This window comes from Streptomyces sp. NPDC088147 (assembly GCF_044741565.1).
Lineage (GTDB): Bacteria > Actinomycetota > Actinomycetes > Streptomycetales > Streptomycetaceae > Streptomyces.
Window position 1 is genome coordinate 695,003 of sequence record NZ_JBIUSY010000002.1, and the last position, 9,578, is coordinate 704,580.

10 protein-coding genes are annotated in these 9,578 nt (G+C 72.1%); 5 read left to right on the forward strand and 5 right to left on the reverse strand.

Annotated elements, in window-relative coordinates; translation table 11 throughout:
- Positions 1-31 precede the first annotated feature (31 nt).
- The 3 genes from ACIOGX_RS08385 (at position 32) to ACIOGX_RS08395 (ending at position 4,100) form a co-directional block, all read left to right on the forward strand.
- Complete coding sequence (locus tag ACIOGX_RS08385) at positions 32-1,453, forward strand: HtaA domain-containing protein (protein WP_401911337.1); 1,422 nt, start codon at positions 32-34, stop codon at positions 1,451-1,453.
- Between the two features lie 256 nt (positions 1,454-1,709).
- The gene (locus tag ACIOGX_RS08390; RefSeq protein ID WP_401911340.1) at positions 1,710-3,329 is read left to right on the forward strand and encodes an HtaA domain-containing protein; all 1,620 of its coding nucleotides are present in this window, start codon (positions 1,710-1,712) and stop codon (positions 3,327-3,329) included.
- Positions 3,330-3,434: 105 nt separating this feature from the next.
- Positions 3,435-4,100: a PhzF family phenazine biosynthesis protein gene (locus tag ACIOGX_RS08395; RefSeq protein WP_383967885.1), complete on the forward strand. Its 666-nt coding sequence runs from the start codon at positions 3,435-3,437 to the stop codon at positions 4,098-4,100.
- 69 nt (positions 4,101-4,169) lie between these two features.
- Here ACIOGX_RS08395 and ACIOGX_RS08400 read toward each other — a convergent pair whose 3' ends face one another.
- Together ACIOGX_RS08400 and map are read right to left on the reverse strand one after the other, a co-directional pair.
- Positions 4,170-4,835, reverse strand: coding sequence for a biliverdin-producing heme oxygenase (locus tag ACIOGX_RS08400; protein WP_356506951.1), 666 nt, complete (start codon positions 4,833-4,835; stop codon positions 4,170-4,172).
- A 216-nt stretch (positions 4,836-5,051) separates the two neighbouring features.
- A complete protein-coding gene (gene map, locus ACIOGX_RS08405; RefSeq protein ID WP_356506953.1) occupies positions 5,052-5,909 on the reverse strand; it encodes a type I methionyl aminopeptidase in 858 nt (285 codons plus the stop codon).
- 58 nt (positions 5,910-5,967) lie between these two features.
- On the opposite strand from map, the gene ACIOGX_RS08410 reads away from it, so the two are divergent.
- Positions 5,968-6,219: a hypothetical protein gene (locus ACIOGX_RS08410; RefSeq protein ID WP_401911345.1), complete on the forward strand. Its 252-nt coding sequence runs from the start codon at positions 5,968-5,970 to the stop codon at positions 6,217-6,219.
- Positions 6,220-6,319: 100 nt separating this feature from the next.
- On the opposite strand, the gene ACIOGX_RS08415 is transcribed toward ACIOGX_RS08410, so the two are convergent.
- Together ACIOGX_RS08415 and ACIOGX_RS08420 are read right to left on the reverse strand one after the other, a co-directional pair.
- A complete protein-coding gene (locus ACIOGX_RS08415; protein ID WP_383967893.1) occupies positions 6,320-7,606 on the reverse strand; it encodes an MFS transporter in 1,287 nt (428 codons plus the stop codon).
- A 262-nt stretch (positions 7,607-7,868) separates the two neighbouring features.
- Entirely contained in the window at positions 7,869-8,480 is a 612-nt protein-coding gene (locus tag ACIOGX_RS08420) for a hypothetical protein (protein WP_356506959.1), read from the reverse strand.
- Between the two features lie 95 nt (positions 8,481-8,575).
- Here ACIOGX_RS08420 and npdG point away from each other — a divergent pair, with 95 nt between their 5' ends.
- Positions 8,576-9,286 carry an NADPH-dependent F420 reductase gene (gene npdG, locus ACIOGX_RS08425; protein ID WP_401762854.1) on the forward strand — a complete coding sequence of 237 codons (711 nt, stop codon included), beginning with the start codon at positions 8,576-8,578 and terminating at the stop codon, positions 9,284-9,286.
- Between the two features lie 79 nt (positions 9,287-9,365).
- Here npdG and ACIOGX_RS08430 read toward each other — a convergent pair whose 3' ends face one another.
- Positions 9,366-9,560 (reverse strand): hypothetical protein, encoded by a 195-nt coding sequence (locus ACIOGX_RS08430; protein ID WP_356506963.1) that lies wholly within the window; start codon positions 9,558-9,560, stop codon positions 9,366-9,368.
- Between the last annotated feature and the right edge of the window lie 18 nt (positions 9,561-9,578).

Consider the following 9,578-nt stretch of genomic DNA (forward strand, 5'->3'; position numbering starts at 1 on the left):
CCCTGTTCGTCAGACGTGGGAGTGACTTCGCATGCTGTCCTTCAGACCCGTGCGCGCGTTCGTCGTCGCGCTGCTCATGGCACTGCCGGTGGCCCTGCTGCCGGCCGCCGGCGCGCAGGCGGCCGACCGTACGGTGCAGGGCGGCCGGCTCGACTGGGGAATCAAGTCGTCCTTCCTCGGCTATGTCACCGGACCCATCGCGCAAGGGAGTTGGGCTCTCAACGGGGGCGTGGCCACCGTCGGCAGCCAGTTCCGGTTCCACTCGGCCACCGGCTCGTACGACCCGGACACCGGCGCCTTGAGAGCTGGTTTCTCCGGCGGCGTCCGGTTCGTCGGTCATCTGAAGGCCGACGGCACCCATGAACTCGATCTCACGATCAGCCGTCCCACCGTGCGGATCTCCGGCGGCAACGGCACGCTCCACGCGGACATGACCAGCAAGTCGAAGGGGAGCGGCAAGGTCACCTCCGCCTCGCAGGTCCCGCTCGCCACACTCGATCTCTCCGGGATCGGGATGAAGGGCGGCGGCAGCCCCGTCGTCCTCACCCGCGTCCCGGCGACGCTCACGGCACAGGGCGCCACCGCCTTCGCCGGGTACTACACCGCCGGTACGGCGCTCGATCCGGTCAGCCTGTCCGTGGATGTGAAGGCGGCCGGCGCGGCGAAGAAGTCCCCGACGCCGTCCGCGACCGGGCCCGGTGACGGCCAGAAGTCCACGGACACGATCGTGGACGCGGCCGTCGACTGGGGCGTGCGCCGCACCTACCGCGAGTACGTCACCGGCCCCATCGCCCAGGGGAAATGGACGCTGAACGGCGGCGCCCAGGACGGCGGCGCGCTGTTCCGCTTCCCACGGGGCAAGGGGACGTACGACGCCGGAAAGGGCACGCTCGACGCCGCCTTCGCGGGCAGCGTCCGCTTCACCGGGACCGAGCTGGATCTGACGCTCAGCAAGATCGTCGTACGGGTGAAGGACGGCAAGGGCACGCTCTCGGCGGATGTCACCGACGCGGCCGAGGGCAGCCCGCCCCGTGAGGCCGTGCCGCTCGTCACCTTCGCGGCCAAGGACTTCACGCCCAAGGACGGTCTCGCCTCGCTCACCGAGGTCCCCGCGACGCTCACGTCACCGGGCGCCGAGACCTTCGGCTCCCTCTACACGGCCGGGACGGCGATGGACCCCGTCTCGCTCGCCGTCGCCGTCGACAAGAAGGCCCGGTTGCCCGCGCTGCCCGACCTGGGCAGCGACGCCTCGCCCTCAGCCGCGCCGAAGGACACGGCCTCCGCCTCCGCCTCCACGGGGACGGCCCCGGACGACGCGTCGTCCTCCGCGTCCTCGTCGTCCACCGGTTCGGGGACGTACGTGGCCATCGGCGCGGGTGCGCTCGTCGTCGCGGGACTGGCGGGCTTCACGGTCGTCGCCGTCCGCAAACGCCGTGGCACCAACACGCCATAACCCGGCCCGCAGTTGCCCTAGCCCGGCCCGCACCCTGCCTAGCCCATCCCGCACCCTGCCCTAGCCCATCCCGCACCTGCCTCAACTCGGCCCGCACCTGCCGCGGCTCGGCCCCGACACGCCGTAACTCGGCGCACGCATGCCATAACTCGGCCCCCGCACGCCATGACCCGGCGTCGATACGCCGCACGCACCCCCCATCCCTTCGCGCGGAATCCGCGCTTCCACATCTCACCGGCAAGGAGAACACCCACCCATGGCACCAACCCGCCGCCCCATAGGCCCCCTCGCACTCGCCGCCGCCATCGCGACGGCGGCAGCCCTCGGCGCCACCGCCTTCACTCTCCCGGCGCTCGCGTCCGGCGCCCCGGCGGGCGCGCCCGCGGGACCGCTCGCCGCGCCCGGCGCCGCCCCGAAGCTGGTTCTGAAGGACGGCACCCTGGACTGGGGCCTCAAGGAGTCGTTCCGCAGGTACGTGACCGGCATCGCCGCGGGCACGATCACCCCCGCCGACGGCGCCACCCAGGCCACCGGCAACGGCCCCTTCACCTTCACCAACGGCACCGGCTCGTACGACCCCGCCACGCACAACGTGGCCACGGACTTCGACGGCAGCGTGCTGTTCTCCTCCACGGCGCACGGCTTCGAGATCAAGGTCGCGGACGTCAAGCTGGTCACGGCCGGGACGGATGGCGCCATCGAGGCGGACGTCACCCTCAACGGCGCGACCCAGCAGGACATCGAGCTGGCCTCGATCGATCTGACCGGCATCCGTCCGGAGACCACCGGTACCAGGATGGTCTTCAAGGACATCCCGGCCACGCTGACCGCCGACGGCGCGAAGGCGTTCAACGGGATGTACGCGGAGGGCACGGCGCTGGACAAGGCCACGCTCGCCGTCGGTTACGAGACGGGCGGCGGCACGTCCTCTCCGCCGCCCTCGCCGTCGCCGTCGCCCACCGAGTCCGAGCCGGAGCCGACCCCGTCGAAGCCGACTCCCTCGAAGCCGACGACCACCACCACCCCGTCCACCCCGTCCACCACTCCGTCCACCACCGTCTCCGAGGCGCCTCCGGCGGCCGAGAACGGCGCGATCGTGGACGGCACTCTCGACTGGGGCGTCAAGGAGTCCTTCCGCTCGTACGTCGTCGGCCCCATCGCCCAGGGCACGGTCGAACTCGGCGACGGTGCGACGAAGTCGGGCGCGGCGGCCTACCGCTTCCCCAAGGGCACCGGCGACTTCGACGCGTCCGCCCGGACCCTCTCGGCGTCCTTCGGCGGCACGGTCCGCTTCCTCGGCCACAAGGAGGCGGGCGCGTACGTTCTCGACCTCCGGCTGAGCGGTCTCCAGGTCGTGGTGAAGGACGGCAAGGGCACGCTCGTCGCCGATGTGAGCACCAAGGACCGCGAGACGGGCAAGGTCTCCACGTACCGGGACCTGACCTTCGCCACGCTGGACGTCCCGGCCGCCGGTCCGGTCGCCAAGGACGGCGTCGTCACGCTGAACGCCGTACCCGCGACCCTCACCGCCGACGGTACGCGGGCCTTCGGCGGGATGTACCAGGCGGGCACGGAGCTGGACAGGCTGACCCTCGCGGTCGCGCTCGACGAGGACGCCGACCTCCCGGGCACCACGGGTACCACGGGTACCACGGGCGGCACGGGCACCGCGGGCGCCACGGGCGGTTCCGGCACGGCGGGCGGCGGCAGCGTGGGCGGCACCGTCGGCGGCGCGGGGGGCGGGGCCCTCGCCTCCACCGGCGCCGAGGTCCCGGCCGGCGCACTGATGGGCGCGGCCGGTGCGATCGCCGCCGCCGGCGCGGCCGTCGTCCTCGCGGCCAAGCGGCGCCGTACCGGCCAGGAGGAGACCGCGTAACCACGCCCCACGGCACGGCGGGACGGCGGGGCACCTCGTAGTGCCCCGCCGTCCCGCCGTGACGGTGGAATCCGCGCCGCTCAACGGCGGTGCTTAAATGCCTGCGTGACTGACATCGACGTGCTCATCGACGTACTCAGCGTCTTCTGCGGAGCCGACGGCCGGCACGGCAATACGCTCGGTGTCGTCCGGGAGGGGCGTCACCACCCCGACCGGGCGGCCCGGCAGGCCATCGCGGCCCGGCTCGGCTACAGCGAGACCGTGTTCGTCGACGACCCCGAGCGCGGTGTGGTCGACATCTATACGCCGGGACTGCGGCTGCCCTTCGCCGGGCATCCGCTCGTCGGCGCGGCCTGGCTGCTCGACCTGGAGACCGTGAACCCGCCCGCGGGCGAGGTATGGGTGCGCCAGGACGGCGAGTTCACCTGGATCACGGCCCGCCCCGAATGGGCCCCGCCGCGTACGCTCCGGCAGTACGCCTCGGCCGCCGAGGTCGACGCGCTGCCCGCCCCGCCGCCTGGCGACGGCTGGCTCTACGCCTGGGCCTGGGAGGACGAGGCCGCGGGCCGGGTCAGGGCCCGCGCCTTCCCGCGCCGCGACGACGGCATAGCCGAGGACGAGGCGACCGGCGCGGCGGCGCTGCTGCTCACGGCGGAGCTGGGGCGCGCGCTGAACATCACTCAGGGCCGGGGGTCGCAGTTGATCACGGCCCCCGGCCCCGACGGATCGATCGAGATCGGCGGCCGGGTGCGTCTGCTCACCGCCCACTGACGCCGTATCGGCCCGCTGCCCCGCCCTGCCCCCGCCCCGCCCCGCCCCGCCTCGCGCTCGCTCAGCTGCTCACGCGCTCAGCGGGAACTGCGCGCCCAGCTCCCGGAACACCGCGCCGTTGAAGTCGAACGCGCGCTTGCACTCGTCGATGATCCGCTGCTTCTCCAGATCGTCCGCCGCCACCTGGTCGAGCAGCTCGCGGTAACTCCGCTTGAACGCGGCCGGGTTGGCGATCCCCTCGAAGACGTAGAAGCGGACGCCGTCTCCCTTGCGGGCGAAGCCCCAGGTCTTCTCCGCCTTGTCGCGGATGATCTGGCCGCCGGAGAGGTCCCCGAGATAGCGGGTGTAGTGGTGCGCCACGAAGCCGCCGGGCCAGGTGCGCGCGCACTCCTCGACCCGCGCGGCGTACGCGGCGGTCGCGGGCAGCGGCTCCAGGCCCGTACGCCAGTCCGCCCCGCGCAGATGCGCCAGATCGCGCTCCAGCTCGGGCGTGCGCTCCAGCTCGCGCTGGATGAAGGGCCCGGCGACCGGGTCCTCCCGCAGCGTCTCCGAGGCGCCCTCCAGCGCGCGGTACACGAACCACAGCTGCTCGGTGTAGCGCGCGTACGCGTCCACCCCGAGCCGGCCACCCAGCAGATCGCTCATGAACGACGAGGTCTCCGCCTCCGTGTGCTGCGCGTGCGAGGCGACACGGATGAGCGTGGAGAACGGGGTGGCGGTGGCGGTTGCGTCCAAGGCGGGCCTCCGGGGACCGAGGGGGACGGGAGCAGGCGGGTGCCGGCGCCGGCGGCACGGGTGGCCGCCATGACCAGATACTCTTACTTAGGCTTACCTAAGTCAACTGGTTCCCGACGTCCTGTCGGTAAAAACGCTACCCCGCTCACCCGGGCCGGCAACCTCAAAGCCTTCATGAATCCCCGATGCCCCGGGGACCTCGGACGCCCCGGGGTCTCAGGGAAGGGTGAGAATCTCGGCCCCCGTCTCCGTCACCACCAGCGTGTGCTCGAACTGCGCGGTCCGCTTGCGGTCCTTGGTCACGACGGTCCAGCCGTCGTCCCACATGTCGTGCTCGTACGTACCGAGCGTGAGCATCGGCTCGATGGTGAAGGTCATGCCCCGCTGGATGACGGTGGTGGCGTGCGGGCTGTCGTAGTGCGGGACGATCAGCCCGGAGTGGAAGGACGAATTGATGCCGTGCCCCGTGAAGTCCCTGACCACGCCGTAGCCGAACCGCTTGGCGTACGACTCGATGACCCGCCCGATCACATTGATCTGCCGGCCGGGGCGTACGGCCTTGATGGCACGGTTCAGCGCCTCGCGGGTCCGCTCGACCAGGAGCGTCGACTCCTCGTCGACGTCCCCGCAGAAGTAGGTGGCGTTGTTGTCGCCGTGCACCCCGTTGAGGTACGCGGTCACGTCCAGGTTCACGATGTCGCCGTCGCGGAGCACCGTGGAATCCGGGATTCCGTGGCAGATGACCTCGTTGACGGACGTACAGAGCGACTTGGGGAAGCCTCGGTAGCCGAGCGTGGACGGATAGGCGCCGTGGTCGCACATGAACTCGTGCGCGACCCGGTCCAGCTCGTCCGTGGTGACGCCGGGTGCGATGTGCTTCGCGGCCTCCTCCATCGCCTGCGCGGCGACGCGGCCCGCGATCCGCATCAGTTCGATGGTTTCGGCGGTCTGCACTTCCGGCCCGGTGTACGGGGTGGGGGCGGGTTTCCCGACGTACTCGGGGCGCCGGATGTTTCCGGGAACGGAACGGACGGGAGAGAGCTCGCCTGGTACGAGCAGTGACTGGCCAGACATGCCGGCGAGTCTAACGAGCGCCGGTGGGGCAGCATGGCGTCAGAGGAAGGAGCCGAAGATGGCCCTGTTCAAGAAGCGCACGGTCGGCAAGCTCGGCGAGTGGTACTACTGCCTGAAGCACCAGAAGGTCGAGGAAGGGCCCGAATGCCCCGCCAAGGACCGCTTCGGGCCGTACGCGAGCCGCCAGGAGGCGGAGCACGCGATGCAGACGGCCCGGGAGCGCAATCTGGAGTGGGAGACGGATCCGCGCTGGCACGACGCGTCCAAGGGCGACGCCGGGGCCGGGGAGGACACGAACCCGCCCGCCTGACGCGACAAGGGGTACGGGATGCGGGATACGGCATAGGTACGGGATACGAGGGACGGGGTTCGAGGGACGGGGTACGAGGTTCGAGGTTCGAGGTACGGGCTCAGGCCGTCGGCGCCGTCGCCGCTTCCTTCTGGGCGCGGCGGCGCAGCGCGTCCTCGTCCGTCTCCGCGTCGTACGTCACCAGCCTCGGCAGCACCGCCGCGAGCAGCCCCACCGAGGCCACGCAGGCGAGTCCGCCGCTCCAGATGGCGGGGCGGGTGCCCGTCCAGCCCGCCATCACGCCCGCCCGGATCTGTCCGAGCTGCGGTCCGACGCTGTACGAGAGCACCTCGATGCCCGCGAGCCGGCCGCGCAGCTCCTCCGGGATCGTCTGGTTCCAGATGGTCGAGCGGCCCAGACCGCTGAGCATGTCGCCCGCGCCCGCGAGCCCCAGACAGACCAGCACCACCCAGATGTTCGAGAACCATCCCGCGGCGGTGATCGCCAGCCCCCAGCCCGCCGCGCCGAACACCACGAAGAGGCCGTGTCTGCGCACCCGTGAGGTCCAGCCGCTGGTCAGACTGAGCGCCACCGAGCCGACCGACCCCGCCGCGTACATCAGACCGAGCGCCCACTCCGCGTCCAGATCGTCGGCGAGGAACGGGAAGATCGTGTTCGGGAAGGCGAAGAACATCGCGGCCATGTCGATCGCGTACGTCCCCAGCAACACCGGTCTGCTCCACGCGTAGCGGGCCCCCTCCACGATGCCCCGCAGGGACGGCGCCTGCGCGTCGTGCGCGGCGGGCGCGGGCGAGAGCCGCAGACAGAGCAGTACGGAGACGGCGAAGCCCAGGATCGTGACCCCGTAGGCCGTGCCGTGACCGGCGTACGCGACGACCAGACCGGCCAGCGAGGGCCCCGCGATCGCGCCGAGCTGCCAGCGCACGGCGTTGAGGGCGGCGGCAGCGGTCAGCTGGGCGTGCGGGACGATCCGCGCCATCAGCGAGTCCAGCGCGGGCCGTTGCAGACCCGCCAGCGCGGACACCCCGGCCGCCACCACGTACAGCGGCCACAGCAGCGGCTGGGGAAGCAGCGAGTTCACCAGCAGGACGGCGGCGAGCACGCCGAGCCCCGCCTCGGTGAGCAGGATGACCTTGCGCCGGTCGACGGCGTCGGCGAGGGCCCCGCCGTACAGCCCGAAGATCACCAGGGGCACCAGCTCCACCGCGCCCATCGCGCCGACGGCCAGCGGTGATTCGGTGAGGTCCTTGATCTGGAGCGGCAGCGCGATCATCGCCATGAAGCTGCCGAAGTTCGTCACCAGCCCCTGCACCCAGAGCAGCCGGAATTCCCGTGAGGAACGCAGAGGGGAGAGATCGGGGAGTATCGCGCCGAGCTTCTTGGTCACGAGAGGCCATGATTGGCGCGGATGTGTGAATTGGGCAAATGAATTGCCGGGGCGCACGGGCCGGGGCGCACGGGCAGGGGCGCACGGGCCTGCGGGCGCACGGGCCTGCGGGCGCACGGGCCCGCAGGCGGGCGGGGCCGGGGAGCAGGGCCACTGGTGGGTAGGCCCACCGGCGAGCGCGGGGGCCGGGGAGCGGGCCCACCGGCGAGCGGGCCTGCCAACGCGCGGGCTTACCGGCGCGCCGGCTTACCAGCGGGCGGGCTTACCAGCGGGCGGGCGGTGGCGCCGTCAGCTGGTCGGCCAGCCGGGACAGCCGGTCCCGGAACCGCCGCCGCCCGCGCGGCCCCGGCAGGCTGTTCTCCCCGGCCGCCGCGCTCACCAGATGCTGCACGGTGTCCAGGTCCACGCCGTGCGCCGCCTCCGCCGCGTTCACCGACAGGGCGTCATGCGCCAGTCCGCGCACCTCCGCGTCCCCGCCGTCCAGCGACAGCACCGTCGCCCCGGCCCGACGGGCGCCGTGCACCCGCTCCAGCAGTCCGGCACCCGGCCGCTCCGGTGCCACGACGAGCAGCGTCTCGCCCCGGCCGGCCGCTTCGAGGCGGCCCAGGCCGACGGCCAGATGCGCCGGGTCCCCGGACCGCACCCGGTGCCGTACGAGCGTCGGCGTCAGCTCGGGCTGTCCCGACCATGCCGCCTCGTCCACGAGATGCGCGGTGAGATGCCACGGCTCGTACTCCTCCGTCCCGACGAGCAGCAGACCGCCGCCCTGCGACACGACAGAGGCACGCAGCGCCCCCGCGAACCGGCGGGTCGCGGACGGCCATTCCGTTCCTGCGAGTACTTCACGCAGCAGTGCGACGCGTACGGCATCCATGGGCCCGCATCCTGCCGCAGCCGGCCGCGCGGCGCGGGAGGTCGGGAATCGGCTCACCCGAACGTGCGCCAGTACCGGCGAGTAGGGTCGTGACCATGACTTCAACGGACAGTGGCAGCACCCCCAAGCCCCCCGCCAAGGACCCCTGGGACCTCCCGGACGTCTCCGGTCTTGTCGTCGGGGTACTCGGCGGCACCGGCGATCAGGGGCGCGGGCTCGCGTACCGGCTGGCGAGGGCCGGACAGAAAGTGATCATCGGATCCCGGGTCGCCGAGCGGGCCGAGACGGCGGCGGCCGAACTGGGCAACGGCGTCGAGGGCCTGGCCAACGCGGAGTGCGCGCGCCGCAGCGACGTGGTCATCATCGCCGTGCCGTGGGAGGGACACGCCAAGACCCTGGAGTCCCTCAAGGAGGAGCTGACGGGCAAGCTCGTCGTCGACTGCGTCAACCCGCTCGGCTTCGACAAGCGGGGCGCGTACGCGCTGAAGCCGGAGGAGGGCAGCGCCGCCGAGCAGGCCGCCGCCCTGCTGCCGGACTCCCGGGTGACCGCCGCCTTCCACCATCTCTCCGCGGTGCTGCTCCAGGACCCGGCGGTCGAGCGGATCGAGACGGATGTGATGGTGCTGGGCGAGGTACGCGCGGACACCGATCTCGTCCAGGCGCTGGCGGCCCGTATCCCGGGCATGCGTGGGGTGTTCGCGGGCCGGCTGCGCAATGCCCACCAGGTGGAGTCGCTGGTGGCCAACCTGGTCTCGGCGAACCGCCGTTACAAGGCACACGCGGGCCTGCGCGTGACGGACGTATAGCGCGTGCAGATGTACGTGTAGGAGACGCTACAGAGAAGTAAGACGAGACACGCGGCCCGTGCGGGCGCGGGCCGGGCCGTCAGCCCGTGGCCGTCGCCGTACGGGCCGCGCGTTCTGCCTTCGCCTTGCGCACGTAGTACCAGGCCATGTTGGACGACAGCCCGGCCAGCAGCACCCACACGATGCCGAGCCAGTTCCCCTGGATGAAGGAGACCACGGCCGCGGCGACGGTGAGGGCGCAGATGGCGAGGGCGTACAGAGCGAGGCGGGGCATGCGGGTCGGCTCCTGTCG